We start from the raw sequence: 26,570 nt of genomic DNA, 5'->3' as shown, positions 1-26,570 counted from the left end.
CCTTACGGTATGATGGAGGAGTGTACGTCCATGAATGCAGTGGCGCGTCGTTTGCTCAATGCATCCCGGATTTCCCGGGACCTGGCCTCGGTCACTCACTATGCCGGGGACGAGGTGGCGCCGTCGTCGGTGGGGATGAGCCCGACATCAGTGGAGACCATCTGGCGCAGCGTGGAGCGTCTGTATCAGACGGGGACGCACCCGGGGATGCAGCTTCACGTCCGGCACCGGGGTGAAACCGTGATTCACCGGGCGATCGGTCACGCCAGCGGTAACGGACCCCATGACCCGAAAGGCACGCCGGTGGTTCCGATGACGACGGAAACGCCGATCTGCTACTTCTCCGCGTCCAAGGCGGTGACGGCACTGCTGATCCACATCCTGGCCGAACAGGGCCGGATCAACCTGCTGGATCCGGTGAGTGTCTATTGCCCTGAATTCGGCCGTAAGGGCAAGCGGACCATCACCATTCACCAGATCCTGTCCCACCGTGGCGGCATTCCGGCCATTCCACGGGACACCCCGCTGGATACCCTCTGGGACAGTGACGCCATCTGGGAGCTGCTGTGCGACCAGGTGCCGGTCGAGGTGGACGGCGCCAAAGTGGCCTATCACGCCATCACGGGGGGTTATGTGCTGCAGCGGGTACTGGAGACAGTGACCGGCGACAGCATCGAGGCGTTCCTCGACAGGCACATTCGCCAGCCGATGGGAATGACCTGGTTCACTTACGGCATCCAGCCCGACCGGCTGAATCAGCTCGCGACCAACTACGCCACCGGGCCGACGCCCGTATTCCCGGTATCCTGGGTGATCAAGCGGGCACTGGGCGGCGACATGGCGACCATCGAGGACGTCGTCAACGATCCGCGTTTCCAGGAAGCGGTGATACCGGCCGGCAATCTGTGTGGCACGGCCGAGGAAATGGGCCGATTCTTCCAGATGATGTTGAATGGCGGTGTCTGGGAGGGGCGGCGGATCTGCGATCCGGTCACCGTGCGTCGTGCCATTCAGCAGTACGGTTCCCTGCAGATCGACCGGACCATGATGGTACCCATGCGTTTCAGTGCCGGGTTCATGCTGGGAGGCGATCCGGTGGGGCTGTTCGGCCCCAACAGCCGGGAAGCGTTCGGTCACATCGGCTTGATCAATAAACTGTGCTGGGCGGATGCCTCGCGGGATATTGCGGTGAGTCTGGTGAATACCGGTATTCCCATCGTGGGCCATCATCTGCCGGCGCTGGCGCGGTTTGTGATGGCCACCTGTCGGGAGTTTCCCCGCCTTCCCGAAGAGCGCCGCCCGCTGGCGGCCTGACCCGTCCTCCGTGTGACGGCCGGCGCGTCGGGGACGCGTCGGTCGTCAGCAATCCCCGAGCTGTGCCTCCAGAATCGCGAATACAGAGGACTGTACCTCTTTCAGGTCAGTGAGCGTGGTGGTTCGCTGCACCGCCTCCTCATGTTCTTGCTCGAGCCGCTGCAATTTGGGCATCACACGCCGTATGCCCTCGGTGATCACTTCATAGGGGTAGTGATGATCGAGGATGCTGAGCTTGTTCAGCTCGGCGACCTCCTGATTAAAGATGCTGATGATGTCGTACAGCATGTCCTTGTGGCGGATGCTGCCTGCCTCCCAATAGGCATCATCCAGCAGGTCCAGCAGCGATAGATATTCTCGCAGGGTGTCAGCGACAGATGGAGCGGTCATGCCTTGGGCTCTCCTGATTCGGTGTCGTGCTAGTCAGCATAGCAGCTGCCCGACGTGGTCCGGATCACATTGGTCCGTCCTGTTTGTGAATGCGCGTTCATTTTTTGTTGAAGTGACTGATTCGAATCGGCACACTGTATTGGCTAGAATAACAATGCGTAATATCCGAGATCTGTCGTACGGTGGCCATACGCAGAATGGATAACAAAGGAACGGGCCTTCCCTGCCGGGGGATCAATGAAGATCCTGCACTCAGGGAAACGAGCACCAGGGAGAGAGACATGGCAGCCCTTGCCGGACATACCAAGGAACTGGACGATCCGATCGCGGCCCCATCACAGCCCGATCTGAATGAATACGAGAGCGTGCGCGACCATTTGCGTGAACGTCTGAGGCAGGAAGTGTCTGATCTGGAAGCGCGGGTCCGGCACCTTCACGCCCAGAACGCTCCCCATACGGCCATCATGCTCAACAGCTACCAGCGTGTGATCGAACGCAAGAAAGCGTTTCTCGACCGCTGGTGCGCCGACACCTGATCACGGGAACCGCGTATCACCCGTAGTCGATGTCTCCGACTTCGGAGTCGCCCGTGCGGGCGACCGGTGAACAGACGGTTAGCGCTGTACCTGGAAGCCGCTGGCCTGCGATCGCCCGCTCGGTGTCATGAGCCACTTTATCGCTATTGCTTCCGTTCACTGACGGGCTGGGTTGGGTAGTCATTGTCCGACTCGTCCATCGCCCGATTGCCACAGTACGCTGGACTGTCCGAAGGTTCGTCTGACGAGGTGAAGACGTACGCTTTCTGCATGTCGTAGTCGACAAGTACCCGCGCGCAGTCCACATCTGTCGCTCCGGCGAAGTCGAAGGTGGTACCGGTTGTGTCCGAGTACAGCCATTCGTCCTGACGGTCGTCTGGCTGATCGGGGTCGACGAATCGCTGGACGATAATCAGGCTCTGTTGGGAGTCTTCATCGTTGCTGTCAGCTGCAAAAGACGCTTCCACCCGCTGCGGCGCATTGTAGCCGGTGGTGGAGAAGGTACTGCTGGCAAAACTGCTGCCCACCGTCAGCCCATCTAAGAAGTCGCCCCCCTGATACCGGACGACCCGCTGTACAGTGTTGGTGGTCGCGGGCGTATAGACCCAGCGCAGTTGCGGATACCGGAACTGTTCGGTGGTGTTCTCGTTCTGTACCTCGTTGAACTGGATGGTGACGTTGTTGGCGCTGTTGCTGTACTCGGCCGGATTGCCGGCATCGATGCAGTCACTGATGTAGCCTCGTCCGGCGTTGAAGTTGTCCACCTCGCCAGAGGCGATCACTTTGTTCATGAGATCATAGGGGTTTCGAGCCTGGTTGTAGTCCTCATCACTGGTGGACCCGATAAACGGCTGGGACTGGGTTAGCAGATCGCTGTGGACCTGGTTTCCATAGTCCTGCTTGGCGGGTGTGGCGCTGCTGTTCGGTTGCGTGCCCTGCGCCAGGTCCGACAACAGTGTTTCCGACAACGGTTCGGGATCGCTGATGGTGAAATTGCCCAGGGACAGGCGCACCGTTGCCGCCGGATTGAACGCCGCGCCGCAGGAGCCACCGCTGCCGGTATCCAGGTTTTGACTCCCCCCGCCACAGGCGCTCAGCAGCGTCAGGGTGGTGATACAGGCCAGAACGGGAATGGTACGCGGCATGGCGACTCCTCCGGGATGCGAAACGCTTCAGTACAGGCTACAGTAACCGTTCGGGGATCGCGCGCCGGGGAACGGGCCGGGCCGCGATTGCTGATCGCCTGAAACCCCCAACAATACGTTAAACATCAGGCACACGCCCTCTCGGAGATCACATTTTGCATCGACTGTCCCTGTCCGGTTGCTGCTGGTTAACCGCCCTGACCCTGTTGCTCGGCCTGTGGTGCCTGCCGGCGTCTGCCGCGACCGACGATAGCGGTTGTCATGGTATGCCTCTGACAGTGGACCCGGGCAGCGACCGCGTCGATCTGGGCTCCTGTCTCTGGTTTCTTGAAGACCCGGAAGACACGCTGACGTTCGAGGCGATCCAGCAACGGGATGCCGATGGCGCGTTCCGCCGTCACGACGGCGGCATTCTCAATCTCGGCTACACGGAGTCCGTCTACTGGACGCGGCTGGATCTGGCGCTCGGCGAGGCGGACGCACCCGTCGGCCGGTTGCTGGAGCTCAGTCTGCCGCTGGTGGATGAGGCCACCCTGTACATTCTCCGGGATGGCGAGCTGACCGATACCCGGCGCATGGGGTATGACAGCCTCTGGAGCGACCGGGAGCTGAAGGTTCCGAATCCGGTCTACCAACTGACGCTGCGCCCCGAGGAGACCTTGCGCCTGTACCTTCGGGTGGAGACGGCCAACACCTTCCGCTTACCGTTAGTGCTCTGGAAGCCGTCGGCGTATCTCGAGCAGGTGGCGGTTGATGAACTGATTCAGGGTCTGTTCCTGGGCGCCATGCTGGCGATGATGGCCTACAACCTGTTCGTGGCAGTGTCGGTTCGCGAGCCGAGCAACGTCAACTACGTCCTCTTCCTGGTGTTCGGCACCCTTTTCTTGGTCACCGAACAGGTGCATGGGCTGCAGCTGTTCGAGTCCCGGCCCTGGTTTCTGGACAAACAGCTGCTGCATTACCAGATATTGCTCGCGTGGCTGTTCGGTTTGCAGATGGCCCGTCAGCTGCTCGAGCTTCCCGAGCGGGCACCTGGAATCGACAAGGCCGTGCGGGTCGGTATGGTCGGGGTGGGCGTTACCCTGCTCATGAGTCCGTTCATGCCATATCACACCGCCATGGAATGGACGGTGCTTGGTTCGATGCTGTTGGCGCTGTTCATGCTGGTGGTCAGCTTCTGGTTCTGGCGTAATGTGGATGGCAGCGCACGGAGCTACTTTCTGGCGTGGACATCCATTCATGTGGGTATCGGTGTCTACGCCCTCACCGTCACCGGCCACATCCCGCTCAACAGCGTCTCGGCTCATGCCCCTCACATCGGTTTTGCGCTCCAGGCCGTGCTGTTCTCCTTTGCGCTGGCCGACCGCATCAAGCTGATCCAGGCCGAGGCACTGGACTGGAATCGCCGTGCGCTTGCCAATCTGGGGCGCTACCAGTCCCTGTTCAACAACGCTGTCGAAGGGATTTTCCAGATGTCGCTGGAGCGGCGTTTCATCACCGTTAATCCGGCGCTGGCGCGAATGGTGGGGTATGCTTCGTCGAAACGTCTGCGGCGCGAGGTGCCGGATGTGCTGTCGCTGTTCTTCGCCGACCCGGAGCGCCGCGCCCAGGTGGTGGCGGCGCTCGAGCGTGATGGGGGCATCAAGGGCGTGGAGGCGCCCTGCCAGGTGGGTAACGGGAAAGAGCGATGGCTGAGCCTGTCGATCAATACCGTTTACGACGCCGAGGGCGAGCCGAGTCACCTGGAAGGAACCTGCATCGACATCACCGAGCGTAAGCAGCGTGAGCAGATGGAGCGTGAGCGGGAGAACGAGCGCCTGGAAAAGGACGTTGCCCGCAATGCCGCTGAAGCCAAGAGCCAGTTCCTGGCGAACATGAGTCATGAGATCCGCACGCCGCTTGCCGCGATCATCGGTTACGGTGAGAGCCTGCTCGACCCGGCACTGGATCGCGATGCCAAGGAAGCGAGTGCGGAAACCGTGGTGCGCAGCGGCCGGCACCTGCTGGATCTGGTCAACGATATTCTGGATCATTCGAAAATCGATGCCAACAAGCTCTCGGTGGACATCGTCACCGTTGACCTGCCGGAACTGCTGGACGAGGTCCGTGCCTTCTTCACGCCTCGTGCCCGCGAGAAGGGCATCGAATTCAGCGTCAACTGCGATTTCCCGCTGCCGGAGACCATCCAGACGGATCCCACGCGGCTGCGCCAGATCATCATCAACCTGTGTGGCAATGCCCTCAAATTCACGGAAAAGGGCGCGATTTCGGTCAGCATCCGTTGCCACCGCCCGACCGAAGAGTTGCTGATCCGCGTGGCCGACACCGGAATCGGTATGACGCCGGATCAGCTGAACCGGCTTTTTGACCCGTTTGCCCAGGGAGGAGCGGAAGTGACCCGCCAGTACGGCGGTACCGGCCTGGGGCTGAGCATCTCACGCCGGCTGGCGGAACTGCTCGGCGGGCGCATCAGCGTCAGCAGCACCTACGGTGAGGGCAGCGAGTTCGAGGTCCATGTCGCCACCGGTTCGCTCGAAGGCGTTCACCTGCTGCGTGACAGTTCGGAACTGACCCAGCGCAACCGGCTGCTGCCGGTGGTCAGTGCGCCCCAGCTGAAGGGTCGGATCCTCTGCGCGGAAGACAATGACGTGAATCGCCGGCTGGTGGGCCTGCTGATTGAGCGGACGGGCGCGGATGTGACCTATGTGGAGAACGGCGCCGAAGCCTTCGAGAAAGCGACCCGTGAGGATTGGGACCTGATCCTCATGGACATCCAGATGCCGGTGATGAACGGTCGGGATGCGGCCGCCGCCATCCGTAAGGCCGGCGTCAACACCCCCATCATCGCCCTGACGGCCAACGTCATGGGCGAAGATATCGAGGACTACCGGCGTGCCGGCTGCACGGACCACATCGCCAAGCCCATCGATCGCCGGCGGTTCTACGAGATGCTGGCCCGCTACCTGACGCTCGAGGACTGGCCAACGGCCGCGGAGGAGCAGCAGTATCAGGCGACGGTACTGGTGGTAGAGGATAATGAGGACAACCGGCGACTGGTCGAGCGGCTGCTGGCCCGCTTCGGCATTACCGTCATGGCCGTGACCAACGGCCGTGAGGCGGTCCAGAGGGCCCTGTCCGACACGGTGCACCTGGTTCTGATGGACCGGCACCTGCCGGAAATGGATGGGCCGGAGGCGACCCGTACGCTGCGCCAGACCGGTTTCCGGCGGCCGATTATCGCTTTCACGGCCGGGGATCAACAGGAGATTGATGCGCTGACCGATGCCGGCTGTGAGGGCGTGCTGACCAAGCCCATCGATACCGGCCATCTGGCATCCCTGCTGGATCGTTATCTTGCCGACTACCAGAGCAATACGTCCGCCCGGCAGACCGAATCCAGTGGTCTGGAGGCGTTGGTGGAACGATTCCGGCAAGGGCTGCCCGAGCGGCTTGAGGCACTGGAGGCGGCGTGGTCAGCGCAGGACTGGGTCGCGCTCCAGCGCCACGCCCATCAGGTCAAGGGGACAGCGGGCGCAATGGGCTATCCCGACATGACCGAACAGGCGGCCACTCTGGAGCGGCAATGCCGGCAGGAGGAGCCGGAGGCGATTGGCGCGGCTCTGGCTGCATTACGACCGATGCTTGAGGCGGCGAGCCGGGATCACGAGTTCCGGTCGTCGGGAGCAACATTCGATTCATAGTCTGGGAGACGGGGTATCATGGACCAGTCATCATCCAATGAAACGGCAACCCTGAACCGCATGTTCGGGACCTACGCGGACATTCTGTTCGTGCTGTTCCCGTTCCTGGTCATCATTATGCAGCACCTTTGGGACGGGAATATGGCGCAGGTCCTGCTGCGGCCCGATCTGAGTATCGCCTCGGCGATTCTGGCGGGGCTGGCGATTGGCAAGTTCGTGCTGGGGCTGGTGACCGATCCGGGGCTGGGCGACTACAAGGAACGGATCGTGTTCTTCATCGCTCTGACGTTGTTTCTGGTCATGGGTCCGGCACTGATACTGATCCTGAGTATCGAGGGGAATGAGGCGGTGCCGGGGTTCGTTGCGTTTCTGCAGCCGGTGCTGCTGATTGTTGCCATTTCCCTCTACACCACCGCCATCAGCATCAGTAACATGTTGAGTCGTCCGGGACGGGCCCTGGACGAACCGGATGCCGGGGAAACCGGGCATGAGATGGAGCAGGCGCCGGCCAGGCTGGTTGTTCCGCGCCGTGGTGGAGCGGACAATCGAGGGGCTGGGGCCGAGTAAACGCGATCACGTCCCGCGAGCTGTCATGGGTCCAGGGCCGGCCCTGAATGACCGGAGATCAACATGGAAAAGCTGAAAGTACTGGTAGTGGAAGACGAGGCCACGATGCGTGACCTGCTCCACGATATGCTGCTGGATGCCGGAGTCACCTGGGTGGATACCTGCGAGAATGGCCAGCAGGCCGAAGAACGGTATGCCCCGGGGTGTTATCACATTGTCATGCTGGATCTGGGGTTGCCGGATCTGGATGGCCATGACCTGATGAGGCGGATCAAGCGGCAGGACGAGCAGCAACACATTGTGCTGGTGACGGCCGATGATTCCATTGAGAGCATCCAGCGTGCCATCAGCGCCGGAGCCAATGGCTATGTGGTCAAGCCCTACTCCCGGGAGAAAATCCTGGATGTCGTCAATAACTACCTGACCGTCCACGGTGACCAGATCACTATGCCGGACGGTCTTCATCGCCGGCATTGAGGAACCGCCGGGCCGATCGCTGGCGGTTCCTCACTGTGGCGCTCAGGCCACCTGGCGGGCGATCCAGGAATTGTGCCGGCTCGCCAGCGCCCGGACATAGCGGGCCTCCTGTTCGCTCATCGTGGCGATGACGCCATTGAAGATCCAGCCTCGCTCATAGAGCCCCAACACGCTCTGTTCATTGTCGAAATTGACGCGTTGGTTCAGCCGCTTACAGATGGCATCCAGCAACGGCAGGCTGGACGGACGGCGCAGAGCGCCCTGGCCGGAACGTGGTGCGGAACGATGGTGCTGCTGTCTCATGACGCTCTCCTCATAGTTGCCGATACATGGACCGATGGCTGTGGCCCCGGGGCGTCACGTGGCTGGCGCGACCCGGAGCCTGACGGCGCCCGGGTCGGGACGGCCGTCAGCAAACAGGCATCACAATACCGTTCACACCCGCGCCCATGCGGGGGAGTGAACGGGCCTTCGCCCGTGGAAGGCGATGATGTACCTGAGGTGTGCGCGATCGATTCATCATGTCATTGCCATTAAAAAAGCCCGAAAGCGGGTCGCTTCCGGGCTTTTCAAGCCGATTCGGAAGGTCCCCGCCGGGAACCTTCCATTGAAGAAGGCTCCGGTGTCAGATCATTGTGGTCTGAACGGGCATCCCGATACTCATTGCGTTATGGGGGTTACTCTGTCTCATTGTCTTCCAGTGTATTCCCTGTATCGGAACATGCAAGCCTCCCGGAAAGCGCTGACTGATTGCGGAAACCCCGTACAGACCCGGATCGGGTACTGGCCCATCATAGACAGTGTCACATGTTCACGTTGTGTCTTCATCATCCTTCTCGGAAGCTCTCCGGATCGGTTGGCATGATGAATCTCTCCTTGATTGGGCGGCCATTTGGTCGCCTTTTTTTTCGTCTCCCGCCCGGGTCGGTTTCCTCGTACAGAAGCGTGCGCCCTCGTTGGTTATCATTTGATCGCATTCATAGAGAAACGAGGTCAATCCGAAACCACTATGCCTGACGAGTCAGGACTTACCGACAGACTGAAACTGGACGCCATAACCAATGGACTACTGGTTGTGGCTCTTGCCCTCTACTTCTTCTTTGCCCGCGGTCAGCAGGTGGGTGATGATCTGACGTTTACCGCGCTGGGGGCGACCCTGATGGTCTTCGCCACGTTTGCGGTACTCCACACGGCTCAGGATCTGATTGGGCTGGTGGCCCGCCGCCGCCCGACGCAATGCTGACTCAGGGTGACTGGTCTTCGGTCTCGGGGTCGGTGACCCGACGCCAGGTTTCCTGAAGAATCAACGCGTCGTTGGCCGCCCTGTGAACCGGTAGGCCCAGGCCCTCAATCACCGCCTGTCGGGTATCCGGCCAGAGCCGTATCTGCTCTGGTTCGAGAATGGCGGAGACCGATTCCAGCGTGAAGGCGGGCGTCACATTCGCGGCGCGGTAGAGCCGGTGCAGCCAGAAACTGTCGAACGTCCAGGCGTCGCAGTAGACAACGCCATTGAGTCGTTCGTTGAGAGCCTGTGCGACGTCCAGAACGTCGTGCCCCTCGCGCTGCAACTCGTCGCGGGGGATGCCGTGGATGGCTTCGGCACTGGTGGACCAGTCCTGCCAGAGGACGTGTGGGCGGATCAGCCAGCTGTGTAACACACCATCGGGGAGACTCAGCCCGACTTCAATCGGATAGCTGGCGATCAGATCCAGGCTGGATGCTTCGAAGTCGATAAAGGCCGGTGGCTCGGCGATGGTCATGGCATCGGCTCTTCTGCAACTGTTCCGGTGAGTTTAACCGCCCGAACCGGGAGACGCGAATCATCGGAGTGATAGCCTCGGGGAAGATCCTGACGGGCCTGTTACAATAGACCTCCGGACCCAATCTGATTCCCCCGAACCGGCTGGAGAGCGTTGATGTCCCAATCCGTCGTCGTTATCTATTCCGGTGGTATGGACTCCTTTACGTTGCTGCATCGTGCCCGGCGCGATGGCTACCGGGTCCATGCCATCTCGTTCGACTATGGCCAGCGCCATGTGCGTGAACTGACGGCGGCACGGGCAGTCTGTGAGCGTGAAGGCATCCCCCACCGAACGGTGGATCTGGCCGGCCTCGGGGGGCTGCTCAGTGGCTCCGCCCTGACGGACGACACCCCCGTGCCGGAAGGCCACTACGAAGAGGACACGATGAAGGCGACGGTGGTGCCCAACCGCAACATGATTCTGCTGTCGCTGGCGACGGGGTATGCGGTGACGGTCGGCGCGGACCGCGTCTGGTTCGGCGCACACGGAGGTGATCACGCCATCTATCCGGACTGTCGTCCCGAGTTTGTCGAGAAGATGGACGCCGCCTGTCGCGTTGCCAACTACGAGCCCGTTCAGGTTGAGGCGCCTTACCTCGCGCTGGACAAGACCGAGATCCTCTCCGAGGGACTCGCCATGGGACTGGACTACAGCCAGACCTGGACCTGCTACAACGGCCGTGAAGCGGCCTGTGGTCGCTGTGGCTCCTGCGTTGAGCGCTTGGAGGCCTTTGCACACCACGGCGTGAGTGACCCGCTGCCGTACGAGACCCGTCACGTGCCGGAGGCCTGATGTACCGGATCAAGGAAGCCTTTTACACCCTTCAGGGCGAAGGCGCCCAGGCCGGCCGGGCAGCCGTGTTCTGCCGGTTCAGCAAGTGCAATCTCTGGAACGGCCGGGAAAGTGGCCGCGCGACGGCGGTGTGCACCTTCTGCGATACGGATTTTGTCGGCACCGACGGTCAGAACGGCGGTCAATTCGAGACCGCCGGCGACCTTGCGGCGCATGTCGCTTCGCTCTGGCCTCACGACACCGGTCGCCCCTACGTGGTCTGTACCGGTGGCGAGCCCCTGTTGCAACTGGACGAGCCGCTGATTGCCGCCCTTCACCAACGCGGCTTCGAGGTCGGTGTGGAAACCAATGGGACATTGCCCGCACCGGACGGGATCGACTGGCTCTGTGTCAGCCCGAAGGCCACCGCTCCGGTGGTGATTGAGCAGTGTGACGAGTTGAAGCTTGTCTACCCCCAGACCGATGCAATGCCAGAGCGGTTCGAATCCATCCGGGCCCGGCACTTCTTCCTCTCGCCCATGGCCTCACCGGTCGCGCCGACCGAGGGTCCGGACCGCCTCAAGACCGCCAATACCCGCAAGGCGACCGAGTATTGCCTGGCGCATCCCCAGTGGCGACTGACGCTGCAGATGCATAAGATTGTCGGCATCGACTAGTGCCCCGTCGGGTTGCTTCACTGACACATAGCGCGGCTCCAGCGGGCGACGAACGTCTGTTCTGAGGCTCTATATACGGAAGCGCCCGACCACGTCCCGTAACCGCTCGGCCATTCGAGCCACCTCGTCGCTTGCCGAGTTGGTCTGTTCCGTGCCCGAGCTGCTGTGCTGCGCGGCCTCGACAATGCCCGTCACGTTCTGGTTGATCTCTTCAGCGGCCTGACTCTGTTCCTCGGCCGCGGTGGCGATCTGAGTCACCTGCTCATGAATGGTCGAGACGGAGCTTTCGATGTCCGTCAGCGCCTCGCTGGCCTTGGATGCTCGTTGCTGGCTTTCACCAGAGCGTTCCTTGGCCTGCTCCATGGAATGCACCGCTCGGTCGGTTTCGGTGATCAGGCCATCGATGATGGTCTGGATTTCATCGGCGGACTTGTTTGAGCGCTGGGCCAGCGAGCGCACCTCGTCGGCGACCACGGCAAAACCCCGACCCTGCTCGCCGGCACGGGCCGCTTCAATAGCGGCATTGAGCGCCAGGAGGTTGGTCTGTTCGGTAACCGAATGGATGACGTCCAGCACGGTCTTGATCTCCTGGCTGCGCTGGGCGAGCTGTCCGATGACGGTGGCCATATCATCCAGCTCGCCGATCAACGTTTCCATGGCGCGGGAGTTGTCGCCGACCACGGTGCCCCCCTCGCGCGCTTTCGTGTCCGCGTCCGAGGCGGCGTCGGCGACGCTGGTGGCATTCTGTGAGACCTCCTGAACCGTCGCGGTCATTTCGTTGATGGCCGTCGCGATCTGGTCCGTCTGACTGCTCTGCCGCTCCACGGACTGGCGGGTCTCGCTGGCGACCTGGTTGAGCTGCTCGGCCGCGGACGCAAGACTCTGGGTCGTACCATCCACATCCTGAATGGTCTGATGCATCCGTTCCACGAAGGCATTGAACTGTCGGGAGAGGTCGCCGATTTCGTCCGTGCCCTGCTCCGGCAGCCTCTGGGTCAGGTCGCCTTCGCCGGCGGCGATGTCGCGCATCTTGTCTGACACGGTGCGCAGCGGGCGGGTGAGCATGCGCCCCAGAACCACCGCCACCCCGATGGCAAGCGCGAGGAACAGCAGCCCAACAATGGCGATCGTCCAGCCCAGGTCCGTGGCGCTGGCCATCATTTTGTCCCGGGGCACGAGCCCGATGAAGGTCCAGCCAAGCTCCGGTGACGTGAATACCGTCGCCTCATACGTGGTTCCCGCGTACTCGATGGTTTGATTCCCCTCTCCCTGGGACTGAAGCGACGCCAGAATATCGGTCTCGAGCTCGTCAACGGACTGGAAATTGGTCTCCGGGGCGAGCGGGTTGGCCAGAATGGTGCCGGTGTCCTCGATCAGCAGGAGTTTGCCGGAGTCACCGATTTCCACGTCCCGGATCATGGCCGTCAATCCTTCCAGAGAGACGTCGATACCTACCGCACCGGCGGTGTTGCCGCGTTGATCGCGAACCTCATGGGTCACGCTGATGATGCTGGCGTCATCGGTTTCGAAATAGTAGGCATCGGTGATCGCGCCGCCTTCGCCGGCCTGCAGCGCGGCGTTATACCAGGGGCGTTCACGGGGGTCATAGGGGGCACCGCTTTCACCGAGGGGCCACTGGACGAACTCCCCTTCTTCCGTGCCGTAGTAGACATAGCGCAGACCGCCCTTGGCGTCGGCAAAGCTTTCGAAAAGCCGAAAGAGGGAGGCCTCAGTGGGGCTGTTTTTGAGCGGCGTCATCTGTCCGCCCTGACTGGGATCCAGGTAGGTGGTCAGCCGACCGACCGCCTCCGCCAGCTCCCGGTGGGAGGCCAGAAACTGTGCTTCGGCTTTCATGGCGCCGAAGAACTGGGCCACCGAGTACTCGATCTGCTCGATCTGGCGCAGGCTTGCCTGCTCCGAGTTGTGTTCTGCGGTCTGGCGGGCCTGTTGGATCGCAATCAACGACAGGCTCACGATCACGACCACCAGAATGGCAACAAACGTCAGAACCAGCTTTTTTGTAAACGTCACGGAACACCCCTCATCCAGTTACTCCCCAAAGCGTAGCAAATACACGCCAGGGGTGACGGACCGGGTAGGGCTTCAATCCCCCAGCAGATGGTCCAGCGGCGCGCTGTAATCCGGGGCGAATACCGCCAGAAAGTACCCCACTTCCGGCAGGGGGTCTTCATCCAGGCGCTGGCGGATCTTATGGGCAGCCGGTTCGAACTCACGGTTGCCGGCGTTGATCTCCGCCTGGCACTTGAGCCAGGCCGAGAGGCGGTCGGCGGCTTTGACCAGCGCCCGGGTATCGGCGTCCTGGACGCTTTCGGCCAGGTACGGTCGAAAACCGTCCCGGAGTGTTTCCGGCAGCAAGTCGAGCAGTTCAGTTTCGGCCCGGCTCTCGATATCGCCGAAAGCCTCGCGCATAACGGCCGAGTGGTATTTCACCGGTGTCGGCATATCGCCGGTAATCACTTCCGTCGCGTCGTGGTAGAGCGCCGCGGCCGCGACGCGGTCGGCATTCACATCGCCGTTGAAAACGTGGTTGCGGATCAGGGCCAGGCCGTGAGCAATGGTGGCCACCTCCCAGGAGTGGGTCGCGACGTTCTCTTCAATGGCATTGCGCATCAGGCCCCAGCGGCGGATCCATCGCAGGCGGGCGATGTAGGCAAAAAAGCGGCTGGCACTGTGTTTCATCGGAGTTTGCTTTCCTGTTCCATCAACGGACCCTGTCCGGTTTAACGACACTCCAGGGCCGTGATAATGTTGAGTGATTGTTCAGGCCTTGTCGGGTGGTGCCATGCGTGTCCTGCTGATCATTGTTCTGTTGTTCAGCCCGCTTGTCCAGGCGGCGTCCACGGTTCGTGTTGGCGCGTACCCGTTCCCACCGCTGGCGGGATTCGATGAACAGGGTGCGGTGAAAGGGCTGCTGTCTGATCTGCTGGATGAGCTGAACCGCCGACAGGACCGCTTCCGGTTCGAGGTGGTTGAGACCACGCCGAAACGACGGTATCGCGATTACGACGCGGGCCGGTTTGATGTGATTTTCTTTGAGTCGCCACGGTGGAGCTGGCAGGACCACGACATCGAATCCACTTTCGTGATCCTGCGTGATGCCGAGGTCTACATTGCGCTCGACAAACCTGACCGGGACCAGTCGTTTTTCGACAATCTGGCCGAGCGACAGATTGTCGGGGTTCTGGGGTATCACTACGGCTTTGCCGGGTTCGACCCGGTAGAGGGCGCACTCAAGAACCGGTTTAATATCACCATGTCACGGAGTCACGCCCGTAACCTCAAGCTGATCCAGGCCGATCGCCCTTCACTGGCGGAAGTGGCGGTGGTGACACGCTCCTACCTGTCCTTATACGCCGAACGCAACCCGGACCGGTACGATCGGCTGTTGGTCTCGGATAAGATCGACCAGGCCTACCGGCTCCGGGTGTTGGTCCGCCCGGGCATAGAGCCTTCAAAGCGTGCTCTGGAGGGCATCCTCAAGGACGTGATTGCCGACGGCACCTACCGGGCGCTGCTCTCACGGTACCATCTGCCCTTCCCCGAGTCCCTAGCGGGGCTTCAGACTGAACGGAACGACCACCGCTGAGCCATCTTCCTCGCCACTGGCGTCGGTCACCGGCGCCAGAGTGAAGACCTGGTCTTCATCAACGCCCTGTTCATCCACCAGTGCCCGGCGCAGCTTGCTGGCGCGTTGTCGGGCCAGTTGGGTCAGCGCATCCGGCGCCAGAGTCTGGCGCTCGGCCAGTGCGGTCATCAGCGTTTCGTGCCAGGCCGCCGGCGGCGGTGCGTCGGCCCCGTCCGGTGTGGCGGACTGGCGACGGGCCGATAGCGCCGACTCGCCCAGCCGGTCGCGGGCGAGGGCTTCCAGCGCCGCGATCCGTTCGGTCAGTGGCGTGTCGGCGGTGACGGGCAGTTGGTCGTTCACGGCCTGTTCACGCAGCGCGGCGCCGTCCAGTGACTCCGAAGTGTTCGCGCGGATGTTCAGAATCAGGCCCGGGCGTTGTGACAGCGCTTTTGCCAGCGCCGGCAATTTGGCCGCTTCACCATCCTGAAGCTCGGTGGTTCCTGGGACGAACAATGCCTGCCCGAGCTCTTCGCCGCTGAACCCGGCCAGATCCGCCAGCGAGCCGAGGGCGCTGAATGGTGAGGAGGCGGCTTTGACCAGCAGGGTGGTGAATGCCTCCATGAGGACGGGGCCGAGGCTGAACTCGGGGCTCGCCAGATCGCCTTGAACAGGCAGGGTGACGTCAATACGCCCGTCGGTGTCGCGCAGCAGCGCCAGGCCGAGTTTGATGGGCGCGTTGACGGCCTGCTCGCTCTCTATGGATGACCCGAGAACGAGTTGGTCCAACACCGCGTTATTGCTGGCATCAAGCTGGGTGCCGGTGAGTTGATAGTTCAGATCCAGGGCCAGTTTGCCGCTGTCGATGCCATACCCGAGATAGCGCCCGAAATACGGGGACAGCAACGGCAGGCCAAGATTGCTCAGTGCTACCGTGATCTGACTGGTGCTGCTGTCGTCGATGGCACCCAGCTGGCCATTCAGAGTCAGATCGGCCTGGTCGTTAACACGGCCCGTCAGCGAGAGGGTGCCCTCCTGGGGTGGTACGTTGCTGATGCCGGACACGGTGCCGCCCAGGTCATGAAGCCGGCTCCGGAACCTGGGCTCGATGGCCTCATCCGTGATCGACACCTGGGACCCGGCCAGACGGAACTGGTCGATCCGGAACACAAACCCTTCTCCGGACGCGGATTCGTCTGCTGTCGTGTCGCGATCACTGTTGCCCGAAGCGGGCGGTGTCAGCGCGTCGAGGCTGGTGTGGCCGTCGGCAAAGCGCTGGATGGCGGCGCTGGCGTCGGTCAGAGAGACGGTGCCGATTTCCAGCCGGGCAGGCTGGATATTGTACTCAACGGGCTCGAAAGCGAGCTGCTGCCAGCTTACCCAGGTGTCGTCGTGGTCGGGATGGTCCAGCGCCAGGTTGGTGAGCGCGCCGCGTCCGTTGAACGTGCCGGTCAACTGAGGCGTCTGGTCGTCGAGATCCAGATTGCCTTTCACGTCCAGTGTGCCGTCGGTGATGCTGACCGGTACCTGATTCTGCACGTAGGGTGACAAGGGGGACAGAGCGACGGCATCCACCCCGATCGCGGCTTCCAGTGTGAAGGGGGCGAGGGTGGTCTGCCCGTCAACGGTCACCGACCCGTCCGCTGGCGTGGCGAATCTCAGGGAATAGGGAACAGGTTCGCCAAGCCGGTGGCTGAGGTTGTCCAGCGACAGTGAAAGATCGGTCAGCGCCAGCGTGGCCGGTTGTGAGAGGCTGTCGTCCCGCCAGTTGATGCGGCTCCCGGCCAGCGTGATGGTTCCAATCGACCACTGGAAGCGGTCGGTGCCGCCCTGACTGGCCGGCGCCGGCTCCTGGGGCGCGGTGCCGCTGTCGCTTGCGCCGGCGAAGGGTGCAAGCAGGTTGATGGAACCATCGGACTGACGCGCCAGGTTCATAAGCAGACCCGACCCCTCAACCGTTTCGATCGTCAATTCGGGACGGGGCAGCTGGAAGCCAATGCCGGAGGCGGTCAGCGTGTCCAGTTGCGTCACGGGGCGGCCTTCGGCTTCCAGGCGCGTCTCCAGGCCAGTGAGCGTGATCCGGCCTTCGCGGACATCGAGAGACAGGCCATCCTCCAGGCTGACGGCATAGTCGCTTTCCAGCGATACCTCGCCCCCTGCCAGGTGATAGGGAATCCGCCCTTCGGCAAAGTGGGCGATGGTGTCATGCTGGACGCCGCCGATCGACAGGTGCCCTTTTGAACGGACCGGGGCGAGCCGCAGCTGGCCCTCCCACTCGATGGTCTGGTTGCCGACCGCGGCCGTGAGTCGGTCCTGACCGGCATTGCCCCTGTCCGGGCGTGAATAGGTGGCCAAGTCGTTGATCGCCAGGTCCAGCGGTTCGATTTCGAAGGTCTCGGAGGGAGATGCGGCCTGGTCCCGGAACCGGACATGGCCACCGGCGATGGCGATGCGCTCGAAAAGCAGTGGTACCGGCTCACTATCGGCTGGCCGGTTATCGCGGGGCTCCTGTGATGGTGGATTGTTCTCCAGCCAGTCCTGAACCAGTCCGATCCGGTTGTCTGGCAATCGATCCACCCTTACAAAGGGCTGTTCCACTTCAATGGTTTCGAGTGTTAACGGCCCGAACAGGGAGGCCCAGAAACCGACATTGACGTGCAGGGCGCCCAGTCCGGCAATGCGTGATTCGTCATCCGACGCGTCCAGCCCCTCAACGGAAAGTGACATCGAATAGGGGTTGAAGCGGATGTCCTCCACCGACCCCTGCCAGCCAAGCCGGGTCTGGAGCTCTCCGGGAACCTGCCGCTCCAGCCACCAGGGCAGCACGGCAAAGCCAGCCAGTGTGTAGAGCAGTACCAGCGCCGCGATCCAGACGCTGACCCGACGATGGTACGGTTTTCGCGGTCTTGGGGAGTCCTGTGTCATCATCCCTGTCCAAGGCCCCCGGCAGCGCTGGCGACATGTTGGCGAGTGCTGTGCCGGGATTGGTGACTGTTGTCAGCTATGATCGGCCAGAAAAGCCATGGCGTCCAGAGCCTGACTGGCCGGAGGCGCCGATCAGCACAGAGGGAGCATCACAGTGGATATTGGCGATATGCGTCGGGAATTCGAGAGCGATGGACTGAGTCGGACGGCCCTGGCCGACGACCCGGTCGCCCAGTTCGATGCCTGGTTCCGGCAGGCCCAGGCGGCGAACCTTCTGGAACCGAATGCCCTGTCGCTGGCGACGGCCGATGGCCATGGCCGGCCCGGCGTCCGCACCGTCCTGTTGAAGGCCTATGATGAGCATGGCTTTGTGTTCTTCACCAACTATGAAAGCACCAAGGCCCAGGCGTTGGCCGCCAACCCGCGCGCGGCCATGCTATTCCCCTGGCTCGACCTGAATCGGCAGGTGGTCATTGAGGGGCATGTCGAGAAGATCCCGGATGAGCAGTCCCAGGCCTATTTTGCCGCCCGCCCCCGAGGCAGCCGCGTTGGCGCCTGGGCGTCCCGGCAGAGCCAGACCATCGATTCCCGGGAGGCGCTTGAGCAACAGGTGGCACGGGAGAGCGAACGGTTCGGGGAAGGGGAGATACCTCGCCCGCCGTTCTGGGGTGGCTACCGCCTGGTGCCTGAGCGTTTTGAGTTCTGGCAGGGCCGCACCAGCCGGCTTCACGACCGGTTTGAGTATCGTCGCAATAATGGCGACTGGGTTATTCAGAGGCTGCAGCCGTGAGGACCGGGCCGACCGAGGACGGGCGCTGCGACTGGTGTGGCACTGATGCCTTGTACGTCGACTATCACGACACCGTCTGGGGGCGCCCGGTGGACGATGAGCGCGAGCTGTTCGAGAAGCTGTGTCTCGATGGCCAGCAGGCGGGTTTGAGCTGGTTGACCATTCTTCGCAAACAGTCGGGTTATCAGGCGGCGTTCGACGGCTTTGACCCGGAGGCGATCGCGCGGTACGACGACGCCGATATCGAGACCCTACTGACCAATCCGGCGATCGTCCGCAACCGTCGCAAAGTGGAGTCGATCATTCGCAATGCCCGGGCCCTGCTGGCGATGCGAGACGCCGGCGAGTCCTTCCCCGCCCTGCTCTGGTCCCATGTGGATTACCAGCCCATCCAGAATCGCTGGGTGACGATGGATGAGGTACCCGCTCACACGCCGCAGGCGAAGGCGCTCTCGGGGGCGCTCAAACGCCGCGGATTCAATTTCGTCGGGCCGACCATCGTTTATGCGTTTATGCAGGCGGTTGGGATGGTGAATGACCATCTCGTGGGTTGCCCCCTGCACGAGACCTGCCGAAAGCTGGGCGACGGGCGCCGTTTCGGGTAGATCCGGTCGCTGTTTTCCCCGCCGGCCTGATCCTTAGCGACTCCGGTGACGTAGGTTCAGGGACACCCAGGCCGAAGCGGGAGGGTCGACGCACGTGCGTATCACCACAGAGGAGCTCGCCAACGACGGTATCGTCATTGAGCGTCTCGAGATTCGATCAATCGAAGGCCAGTACTACATGGCGCGGCTGTGGGTGGCGCAGACGCCCCAGCCTCAGGTGCTGTCCGATCGCCACGGCACCACCATCCTCTTCCGCAGCGCCTGGCAGGCGCGGGATGCGTTGGCGGCCTTTCATATCGACGTGGTCGAGGAAGTCCATGACTCGGCCTACGATGAGATGATCGGCCTGCCCCAGAGCGGGGCGCAGCCAATGCGCCTGCGCCGTCGGGGGCCGTCATGATTTCCGCCGCCCGTCTGGCGATTGCGTTCGGCTTTGCCGGCCTGATCCCGTTTCTGGTGGGTACGTTGGCCGTCGCCACCTGCCCGGAGGCCGATACCGAATGGGTGGAACTGTTCTACATCTACAGCGCCGGAATTCTGGCCTTCATGGCGGGGGTGTACTGGCCGATCGCTCTCCAGCTTGATGATGGCTGCCATTATCCGCTGTCGCCGGTCTGGACGCTCCTCATCAGTCAGCTCTTCTTCCTGACGGCAGGCCTGGCGCTGTTGCTGCCGCTCCAGGGTCAGGCGATTTTCTACCCGATCAGCTATCTATTGCTCTATTTCGTCGACGTCCGGCTGATGCGGCTCTATTGGCCGACATGGTATCTGCGGTTGAGGCTGCTGCTGACCAGCGTCGCCTGTCTGTCACAGTTGGTCGTTGCTGCGTCCTTCGTGATGGGGTGATCTAAGGGGCTTCAAGCGTCCCGCGGCGTTGTCGGCCCTTGACCCCGCCTGCGGAGTGACGCCTTGCCCAGCGCCGTCACAGATACGCAGTCAGTTAGCGAATGAACCAGACGAGTCATTAGTTGCCCGTCAGATCGCCCAGATTGGTGTAGGCCTGGCGAAGCCGCTCCAGCGCCCGTTTTTCGATCTGCCGGATACGCTCCCGGCTCAGTCCGAGCTGATCGGAGATGATCTGGAGGGTTTCCGGCTCAGGCCGGTTCAGTCCGAAACGCCGGCTGAGCACATCCTGCTCACGCACTGTCAGGTGACTCAGGATGTCACTGACGATGCGGCGTTGGTCCCGCGGTTCGAGCAATGCATCCGGCTGCATCATCTCATCGCCGGCAAGGCGATCACCGACCACCAGGTCGTCACTGTCGGGCAGCGGTGTATCGGTGGAAATTTCCCCCAGGGACCGTCGCTGAAGCTGGCGGACATGCTGTGCCGACCAGCCGAGCGCGGCGGCCAGCGCATTGGCTTCCGGCGCACGGCCCAACTCACTCGACAGACGCTGCTGCACCGCGTTGAGCGCCCGCAGGTCGTCCACCATGTTCTCCGGTGTCCGCACGACCCCAGGCCCGCGCTTGAGACTGCGTTTGACCTCCTCGGAGACCCACCAATAGGCATAGGTCGTGAATCGGAACCCCCGCTCCGGATCGAAGCGTTCGACCGCCTTGATCAGACCAATGTTGGCCTCCTGGATCAGGTCCGTGAGTGGCAAGTGCCGGCCGTTGTGGCGGCGGGCGATATGGACGGCCAGTCGCAGGTTGCTCTGAATCAGCCTTTGGCGGCAGGCCTCGGCAATCCGGAAGCAGCGGCGTAGCCGTCGTGAGTCCAGTTCCTCTTCCCGGCGGTTGCCAATCACATCGCGCAGCGTCAGCGCGGTGTTGTCTGGATGACCCAATGCGATGCGTAGTGACGCGAGGGCGCGGGCCAGCTGACGACCGAGCTTTCGCTCGGCCCGCTCGCCCAGCACCGGATGTCGGGACGCTTCGGTGAAGTACCGGGTAACCAGCGACGGCGTCTCAGTGTCTTTTGACGCCTTCGCGCTCCAGGGAATGGGGGTTTCGCCAGTCGTGTCCAGCCCGGACACCGCCGGGGCCGGCTCGGTCCACGCTAAATCGGTCATAGTGATCGTCCAGTCGAACAGTATGGTATTTGTCTATTACTACGACTGGCGCGGTGGAGCAGATTGCCCGGGGGCGCTGGAGGAGGGTGACCGGCGCCGCCCAACCCGAGGGTCAGGCGGGACCGATCAGGAGGCAAGACGTCCTCCTATTTACCGGTGACGGGGGCGACCGATCCCCGACACCGATAACCGTTACGCCGCAACGATGGCGTATTCGTGGTTGTGCGGCTCAATCAGTGTGGCGTGCAGTTTGACGATCGCTTTCTCGTAATGCTCTTCGTCGATGACGAACTGCATGTCCACCTGCCGCATGCACTGGTGCAGGGCGAGGATGGAAATTTCCTCGTCCGCCAGGGCCTGGACGGTTTTCGCCAGAATGCCCGGTACCTGCATGTCGCTGCCAATCGCAGAGACCAGGGCCACCTTCCGGGTGCTGATTTCGGCGTTCGGGAACTCGTCTTTCAGCGCCCGGACCACCCGTTTGACGTGTTTCAGCGTACTGTCCACGTAATGGGTGATGGTGTTGGCGTTGGTGTCCTTGGAGACGCAGCGCATCTTGTACCGGGAAAGAACGTCCAACACGCGACGGTCCGAGCCGGGCTCGCCCTGCATATCCTGGTCAAACACCTCGATGGCGAACACGCCCTTCTGACCGGCCACGATCTCCACGCGCGGTTTCTCGCTGACGTAGTCGCGGGTGATCAGTGTGCCGGTGTGCTCCGGTTCAAAGGTGTTCTTGACGCGCAACGGAATGTCGCTCTGGCGCAGGCCCTTGCCGGCCTTGGGATGGATCGCCTCCATGCCGAGGTTTGCCAGCTGGTCGGCAACGTCGTAGTTGGTGCGGCCAAGCGGCACTACCTTGTCCTCACCGACTACCTTCGGGTCTGCCGAGCTCAGGTGGTATTCCTTGTGGATGATGGCTTCGCGCGCTTCGGTGATCACCGCGATGCGACTGAAGGTCATCTCACTGTAGCCCCGGTCGAAGGTCCGCATCAGGCCTTCCTGGCACTGGGCGTAGCCGGTACAGATGGGCAGTTCACGGGTCAGGTCGACGTTGTCGAACGCCTGCTGGAGTTTCTCGTCCAGTGGCAGTAGTTCGTTGTCACGCCAACCGGTCAGGTCCACGAAACGAGCGTTGATGCCCTCGGCCTGGAGCTTGAGTGCGGTGTTGAAGGCGCTGTGGGCCTCACCGATGCCGGCCAGCATTTCGCGGACCGTCAGCAGGTGTTCCTCCAACTGGAACTGCCCGTAGGAGCACAGGCGCTGGAGATCAATCAGGCAGCCGCGCACGCCTTCGACACGGTCCATGATGAACTGATCCGCCTGCTGCTGAAGCATCGGGTCGTCGAACAGTTCCTGGTTGATGTCGGTCAGCATGTGGGTGAGCTTGGTGAGGTCGTCGCCCCAGGCCCAGTCCGACTCGGCATCGGCAAACAGCGCGTAGACGCCCGGTTCACCGGTCTTCTTGTGTTCCAACAGCTCGTCGGTGACCCCACCGTATGCGGATACCACGAAGATGCGCTGGTACAGGTCGTCGGGCTCGCGGTTGCCCACCACCAGATTGTCACGGACGGCATTGTAGTCGCTCATGGACGTGCCGCCGATTTTCTCTACGGTGTGCTCTTGAGTAGTCATGGTTCTGTCTTCGGTCGCTTCACATGAATGCCGGGATCGGTCGTGAGCGCGGGGACCGGCCGGCTCTTGCGAGTTCCCGGCGGGCCGGCCCCCTCGGTCCCGATTGTCTCAGGAAGCCTGGCTCATGTCGTCCTTCATCACATCTGCCACACTTTCGGTCAGCAGGTCCAGACCCTTGGTCAGGTCTTCCTCGCTGATCGTCAGCGGCATCAGGCACTTGACCACTTCATCGTCCGGGCCGGCGGTTTCGATGATCAGGCCCTTCTTGAAGGCCTGCTTCGAAATGTCGTCCGCCAGCTCGCCGTCGCGGCAGGCGATGCCCTGCATCATGCCACGGCCCTTGCGCTGGAAGTTCTCCGCGCCGTACTGATCGCAGATGGCCTGCAGCTTGGTGCCCAGAATCTCAGACTTCTGTTTCACCTCGTTGGCAAAACTCTCGTCCTTCCAGTAGGTCTCGATGGCCGCCCGCGCGGTGACAAACGCCATGTTGTTGCCCCGGAAGGTGCCGTTGTGTTCACCCGGTGCCCAAGCGTCCAGATCACGGTGGAACAGCACCAGGGCCATCGGCAGGCCGTAGCCGCTCAGGGACTTGGACACGGTGACCATGTCCGGTTTGATGCCGGCCTGCTCAAAGCTGAAGAACTGACCGGTCCGGCCGTTGCCGGCCTGGATGTCGTCAATGATCAGCAGCATGTCGTGCTTGCGGCAGACCTTTTCCAGCTTCTGGAGCCATTCGGCGGTCGCCACGTTCAGGCCGCCTTCGCCCTGTACGGCTTCGGCGATGACCGCGGCCGGCGTTTCGATGCCGGAGGAGCCGTCGACGAGCATCTTGTCCATCGCTTCGATGGTGTCGACATGCTCGCCGAGATAATTGCAGTACGGCATGAAGTTGACGCCGCCCAGTGTCACGCCGGCGCCGCCACGGTGGTGCTTGTTGCCGGTGGTGGCGACCGCGCCCAGGGACACGCCGTGGAACCCGTTGGTGAACGAGATGATGGTGTCCCGCCCCTTCACCTTGCGGGCCAGCTTCAGCGCGGCTTCGACACAGTTGGTGCCGGTGGGCCCGGTGAACTGCATCTTGTAGTCCAGCCCACGCGGCTCAAGGATGTACTTCCGGTAGGTTTCCATGAAGTCATGCTTGGCGGTGGTGAACATGTCCAGGCCTTGGCTCACACCGTCATTCTCGATGTATTCGAGCAGTGCCTTTTTCAGGATGTCGTTGTTGTGACCATAGTTCAGCGAACCGGCCCCGGCCAGAAAGTCCAGGTAAGGGGTACCGTCCTCGGTGAACAGGTGCGCGTTTTTCGCCCGGTTGAAGATGACCGGGAACGAGCGGGAATAAACGCGGACTTCGGATTCGGTCGACTTGAAGATTTCCATGGTCTTGCCTCTTAGCATGTCAGGTTCGAGGTGAATGCGCTTCGCGACCCCATCAAGCGGCATGACGGCCAGCCGGGATCGAGAGCGCGGGAAACGGGCTTCCGTCAGCCAGCCGGTGCGGCGTCAGCCGTGCACCGGCTTGGTGAACGGACCAATGCGGAGGAGGTATTCGGAGTCATGATGGCCCCCGAAGTGGGCCTCTTTCTCGAAGTGCTCATGATCGGTGACCTCAGCACCCACATCCCGGGCGAAGGAGCGGAACAGCGCCCAGCTTGCTTCGTTATCAGCGGTTATGGTGGTTTCCATGTGGGTCACGTCACGGCAGGCCTCGCCACCGGCAATGGCCTTCAGCATCCGCTTGGCCAGGCCCTGGCCCCGGCCTTTCTCATGGACGGCCACCTGCCAGATGAAGATGGTGTCGGGCTGCTGGGGCGGAATGTAGCCGGAGATGAAACCGACGAGGTCGCCGTCCATTTCCGCGGCGATGCCGGTATCGGCAAAGTGGCTGCACTGCAGAAGGTTGCAGTAGATGGAGTTGGGATCCAGCGGCGGACACTGGTCCACCAGCCGGTTGAGCCGGTAGCCATCATCCTTGGTCGGCAGACGAAGGGTGATGGCGGTGGTATTCGAATCGTCAGGTGTCATGGTTGTCCTGATAGCACACTCTTTTAGAGTTAAATTGAATCGATCAACCCCTGGTGAGCAGTTCCTGATCGCCGGAAGCCGCCCTGAGCCAGCCAAGACGCTGAAAACACGTCGATATTGGATGGGAGTCGATCTCAACAAGAGCTTTAATTATATAGACCACAAAATAAAAATCAAATCGACTGCGGTTGCCGGTCCACGATGTGGCAACGTTTCGGCCCCCTGGGAAATCGCCCGGAACCGTGATTTTTGCCGTCAGATCAGGAGGTCCGACGGCGCGAGGGAGGTGCCGTTGACCAGCCGGTCCCGGTAGGAGATGGCGGCGGCAGTGCCGCTGGGCCACCACCGGTCGAACGACGTCAGCCAGTCGGTCAGGTCGAAGTCCAGTGGGACCAGTGATGCCCAGAGTTCGCCGCAACGGGCGTTCACGAGCGCTTCCGTGTGCGGTGTCGTGGCCAGACGGGTGATCAGTCCACGGGTATCCTGCCGGAGGTTGCCCATCCCGGCCGAGCCATTATTGATGACCAGGCGGCGACGCCCGTCCACCTCGCGTTGCCAGACGGCGGGCAGGCAGGTGTGTGTGCAGGCGATCACGTCGGCATCGGTTGCGCGGAACCAGTTGGCCACCACTTCGTCGTGCCCGGGCCGGGTCAGCGATTCGTGGGCCAGCCCCCAGCCGGCGAGGGATTCCGGATCTCCATGCAGAACAAGAATCCGTTGCCCGGCGAGGTGGTAGCATCGGTAGCGCGGCAGCCGGCCAAGTGCGGCGCTCAGGTCCGGAAAGTCGCGGGCCGTCTGCTGCAGCCGCTGGATGATGCGATTGGAGCGTTCGACCATGGCCTGCTCGACAAAATCCGGATAGGCGCAGCCGCAGCCGGCCTCCTCGTCCGGTTCCGCCAGTTCGTGCTCGACATTGCCCTGGATGGCGTCATGCCCGAGAACCGTGTGGTTGATCGTCGTAAAGGCGTCAGGGTCGATGTTGAACCAGTTGAAGTCGCCGTTGAAAACGAGCTGGGGGGCGGCGCCGGACGCCATGTCACCGTCGACCCGGCGGTCCAGTGTCGCCAGGGCAACGGTATTGCCATAGAGGCCGCCGATCACATACATCGTTTCGCTCTCGGCCGCCACCGGATCGGCGCACAACGCCTCCGGCCGGTAGCGGTAGTCGATTGGGCAACTTCGCCCCGGCATTCCGGAATCAACCGTCACAACCCGGTACCTCCCGCTCGCCACGACACCAGCGTATGCTATCGACAGTATCGAAGACGAGACTGATGCCATTGATGATCAGCAACAACGCCGCCAAGCTGGTTTCCGTGGCATCGACATAACCGGTCGTTGTCAGCCGCACCAGAAGATAGGCTTCCAGCGGGATCCAGGCGATCAGGTGTGGCAGAGACATCAGTCGACTCATTCCCCGACACGCGAGCATTATGGGAATGTTTGTCATCACGACGAACAGCGCGGCGACGGCGGCCCAGTACCCGGTCGGGGTGTCGAGAAATGCGAAAGGCAGGGCATTGGCCGGTACCAGAATGAGACCAACCCAGATCTGAACCCAGGTTGGCAGGCTACGGTATGAATGCCAGGTTTGCCGAAGTCTATCCATCACT

The 26,570-nt window shown here is 62.1% G+C and carries 26 protein-coding genes; 13 read left to right on the top strand and 13 right to left on the bottom strand.

Features of this window, described 5'->3' with window-relative positions; genetic code table 11:
- Positions 1 to 30 precede the first annotated feature (30 nt).
- Positions 31 to 1,314, top strand: coding sequence for a serine hydrolase domain-containing protein (locus C8D92_RS05535; RefSeq protein WP_095611885.1), 1,284 nt, complete (start codon positions 31 to 33; stop codon positions 1,312 to 1,314).
- Positions 1,315 to 1,359: 45 nt separating this feature from the next.
- On the opposite strand, the gene C8D92_RS05530 is transcribed toward C8D92_RS05535, so the two are convergent.
- Complete coding sequence (locus C8D92_RS05530; RefSeq protein WP_095611884.1) at positions 1,360 to 1,704, bottom strand: hypothetical protein; 345 nt, start codon at positions 1,702 to 1,704, stop codon at positions 1,360 to 1,362.
- 281 nt (positions 1,705 to 1,985) lie between these two features.
- Between C8D92_RS05530 and C8D92_RS05525 the strand changes: the two genes are divergently transcribed.
- Positions 1,986 to 2,240, top strand: coding sequence for a hypothetical protein (locus tag C8D92_RS05525; protein WP_095611883.1), 255 nt, complete (start codon positions 1,986 to 1,988; stop codon positions 2,238 to 2,240).
- 143 nt (positions 2,241 to 2,383) lie between these two features.
- Here the strand turns inward: C8D92_RS05525 and C8D92_RS05520 are convergent, their stop codons facing one another.
- Positions 2,384 to 3,385, bottom strand: coding sequence for a hypothetical protein (locus C8D92_RS05520; RefSeq protein ID WP_095611882.1), 1,002 nt, complete (start codon positions 3,383 to 3,385; stop codon positions 2,384 to 2,386).
- A 155-nt stretch (positions 3,386 to 3,540) separates the two neighbouring features.
- On the opposite strand from C8D92_RS05520, the gene C8D92_RS05515 reads away from it, so the two are divergent.
- From C8D92_RS05515 to C8D92_RS05505, 3 genes are all read left to right on the top strand, one after another.
- The gene (locus C8D92_RS05515) at positions 3,541 to 7,086 is read left to right on the top strand and encodes a response regulator (protein ID WP_322852826.1); all 3,546 of its coding nucleotides are present in this window, start codon (positions 3,541 to 3,543) and stop codon (positions 7,084 to 7,086) included.
- Positions 7,087 to 7,104: 18 nt separating this feature from the next.
- On the top strand, positions 7,105 to 7,653 hold the full coding sequence (locus tag C8D92_RS05510; protein ID WP_243402372.1) for a hypothetical protein: 549 nt from the start codon (positions 7,105 to 7,107) through the stop codon (positions 7,651 to 7,653).
- Between the two features lie 63 nt (positions 7,654 to 7,716).
- Positions 7,717 to 8,130, top strand: a complete 414-nt coding sequence (locus C8D92_RS05505; protein WP_116918680.1) for a response regulator — start codon at positions 7,717 to 7,719, stop codon at positions 8,128 to 8,130.
- Positions 8,131 to 8,172: 42 nt separating this feature from the next.
- Here C8D92_RS05505 and C8D92_RS05500 read toward each other — a convergent pair whose 3' ends face one another.
- Entirely contained in the window at positions 8,173 to 8,433 is a 261-nt protein-coding gene (locus C8D92_RS05500; protein ID WP_095611880.1) for a hypothetical protein, read from the bottom strand.
- A 706-nt stretch (positions 8,434 to 9,139) separates the two neighbouring features.
- On the opposite strand from C8D92_RS05500, the gene C8D92_RS05495 reads away from it, so the two are divergent.
- Positions 9,140 to 9,373, top strand: coding sequence for a hypothetical protein (locus C8D92_RS05495; protein ID WP_095611879.1), 234 nt, complete (start codon positions 9,140 to 9,142; stop codon positions 9,371 to 9,373).
- 1 nt (position 9,374) lies between these two features.
- Here the strand turns inward: C8D92_RS05495 and C8D92_RS05490 are convergent, their stop codons facing one another.
- The gene (locus tag C8D92_RS05490; protein WP_095611878.1) at positions 9,375 to 9,890 is read right to left on the bottom strand and encodes a 3'-5' exonuclease; all 516 of its coding nucleotides are present in this window, start codon (positions 9,888 to 9,890) and stop codon (positions 9,375 to 9,377) included.
- A gap of 156 nt (positions 9,891 to 10,046) precedes the next feature.
- Here C8D92_RS05490 and queC point away from each other — a divergent pair, with 156 nt between their 5' ends.
- Together queC and queE are read left to right on the top strand one after the other, a co-directional pair.
- Positions 10,047 to 10,724 carry a 7-cyano-7-deazaguanine synthase QueC gene (gene queC / locus C8D92_RS05485; RefSeq protein ID WP_095611877.1) on the top strand — a complete coding sequence of 226 codons (678 nt, stop codon included), beginning with the start codon at positions 10,047 to 10,049 and terminating at the stop codon, positions 10,722 to 10,724.
- Positions 10,724 to 11,380, top strand: coding sequence for a 7-carboxy-7-deazaguanine synthase (gene queE, locus C8D92_RS05480; RefSeq protein WP_116918679.1), 657 nt, complete (start codon positions 10,724 to 10,726; stop codon positions 11,378 to 11,380). Before queC ends, queE begins: the two co-directional genes overlap by 1 nt.
- A 69-nt stretch (positions 11,381 to 11,449) precedes the next feature.
- Here queE and C8D92_RS05475 read toward each other — a convergent pair whose 3' ends face one another.
- Together C8D92_RS05475 and yfbR are read right to left on the bottom strand one after the other, a co-directional pair.
- On the bottom strand, positions 11,450 to 13,411 hold the full coding sequence (locus C8D92_RS05475) for a methyl-accepting chemotaxis protein (RefSeq protein ID WP_116918678.1): 1,962 nt from the start codon (positions 13,409 to 13,411) through the stop codon (positions 11,450 to 11,452).
- Positions 13,412 to 13,483: 72 nt separating this feature from the next.
- On the bottom strand, positions 13,484 to 14,080 hold the full coding sequence (gene yfbR, locus C8D92_RS05470; protein ID WP_116918677.1) for a 5'-deoxynucleotidase: 597 nt from the start codon (positions 14,078 to 14,080) through the stop codon (positions 13,484 to 13,486).
- Positions 14,081 to 14,183: 103 nt separating this feature from the next.
- Here yfbR and C8D92_RS05465 point away from each other — a divergent pair, with 103 nt between their 5' ends.
- Positions 14,184 to 14,987 carry a substrate-binding periplasmic protein gene (locus C8D92_RS05465; protein WP_133243107.1) on the top strand — a complete coding sequence of 268 codons (804 nt, stop codon included), beginning with the start codon at positions 14,184 to 14,186 and terminating at the stop codon, positions 14,985 to 14,987.
- Here the strand turns inward: C8D92_RS05465 and C8D92_RS05460 are convergent.
- Positions 14,949 to 17,891 carry a DUF748 domain-containing protein gene (locus tag C8D92_RS05460; RefSeq protein WP_116918675.1) on the bottom strand — a complete coding sequence of 981 codons (2,943 nt, stop codon included), beginning with the start codon at positions 17,889 to 17,891 and terminating at the stop codon, positions 14,949 to 14,951. The two genes, C8D92_RS05465 and C8D92_RS05460, sit on opposite strands and share 39 nt — an antisense overlap.
- 145 nt (positions 17,892 to 18,036) lie before the next feature.
- Between C8D92_RS05460 and pdxH the strand changes: the two genes are divergently transcribed.
- From pdxH to C8D92_RS05440, 4 genes are all read left to right on the top strand, one after another.
- On the top strand, positions 18,037 to 18,678 hold the full coding sequence (gene pdxH, locus C8D92_RS05455; protein WP_243402383.1) for a pyridoxamine 5'-phosphate oxidase: 642 nt from the start codon (positions 18,037 to 18,039) through the stop codon (positions 18,676 to 18,678).
- Positions 18,675 to 19,283, top strand: coding sequence for a DNA-3-methyladenine glycosylase I (locus C8D92_RS05450; protein ID WP_116918673.1), 609 nt, complete (start codon positions 18,675 to 18,677; stop codon positions 19,281 to 19,283). The genes pdxH and C8D92_RS05450 overlap by 4 nt, the downstream gene beginning before the upstream one ends.
- A gap of 94 nt (positions 19,284 to 19,377) precedes the next feature.
- Positions 19,378 to 19,683 (top strand): DUF6482 family protein, encoded by a 306-nt coding sequence (locus C8D92_RS05445; protein WP_095612376.1) that lies wholly within the window; start codon positions 19,378 to 19,380, stop codon positions 19,681 to 19,683.
- The gene (locus tag C8D92_RS05440) at positions 19,680 to 20,129 is read left to right on the top strand and encodes a DUF3429 domain-containing protein (RefSeq protein WP_095612375.1); all 450 of its coding nucleotides are present in this window, start codon (positions 19,680 to 19,682) and stop codon (positions 20,127 to 20,129) included. Before C8D92_RS05445 ends, C8D92_RS05440 begins: the two co-directional genes overlap by 4 nt.
- Positions 20,130 to 20,247: 118 nt before the next feature.
- On the opposite strand, the gene C8D92_RS05435 is transcribed toward C8D92_RS05440, so the two are convergent.
- The 6 genes from C8D92_RS05435 to C8D92_RS05410 all read right to left on the bottom strand — a co-directional run bounded on the left by C8D92_RS05435 (position 20,248) and on the right by C8D92_RS05410 (position 26,569).
- Positions 20,248 to 21,297 (bottom strand): sigma-70 family RNA polymerase sigma factor, encoded by a 1,050-nt coding sequence (locus C8D92_RS05435; protein ID WP_116918672.1) that lies wholly within the window; start codon positions 21,295 to 21,297, stop codon positions 20,248 to 20,250.
- Positions 21,298 to 21,489: 192 nt separating this feature from the next.
- The gene (locus tag C8D92_RS05430) at positions 21,490 to 22,932 is read right to left on the bottom strand and encodes an aspartate kinase (RefSeq protein WP_116918671.1); all 1,443 of its coding nucleotides are present in this window, start codon (positions 22,930 to 22,932) and stop codon (positions 21,490 to 21,492) included.
- 108 nt (positions 22,933 to 23,040) lie between these two features.
- Positions 23,041 to 24,312 carry a diaminobutyrate--2-oxoglutarate transaminase gene (gene ectB, locus C8D92_RS05425; protein WP_116918670.1) on the bottom strand — a complete coding sequence of 424 codons (1,272 nt, stop codon included), beginning with the start codon at positions 24,310 to 24,312 and terminating at the stop codon, positions 23,041 to 23,043.
- Between the two features lie 123 nt (positions 24,313 to 24,435).
- Positions 24,436 to 24,957 carry a diaminobutyrate acetyltransferase gene (ectA, locus tag C8D92_RS05420; RefSeq protein WP_095610606.1) on the bottom strand — a complete coding sequence of 174 codons (522 nt, stop codon included), beginning with the start codon at positions 24,955 to 24,957 and terminating at the stop codon, positions 24,436 to 24,438.
- A 255-nt stretch (positions 24,958 to 25,212) separates the two neighbouring features.
- Entirely contained in the window at positions 25,213 to 26,166 is a 954-nt protein-coding gene (locus C8D92_RS05415; protein WP_243402371.1) for a metallophosphoesterase family protein, read from the bottom strand.
- Positions 26,156 to 26,569, bottom strand: coding sequence for a hypothetical protein (locus C8D92_RS05410; protein ID WP_133243106.1), 414 nt, complete (start codon positions 26,567 to 26,569; stop codon positions 26,156 to 26,158). Before C8D92_RS05410 ends, C8D92_RS05415 begins: the two co-directional genes overlap by 11 nt.
- Position 26,570 lies beyond the last annotated feature (1 nt).

Origin of the sequence: Tamilnaduibacter salinus, assembly GCF_003096655.1 — a bacterium.
In the GTDB taxonomy this organism is placed as follows: Bacteria; Pseudomonadota; Gammaproteobacteria; order Pseudomonadales; family Oleiphilaceae; genus Tamilnaduibacter; species Tamilnaduibacter salinus.
Note: the sequence above shows the minus strand (reverse complement) of the source record. Positions and strands in the feature narration are given on the sequence as shown.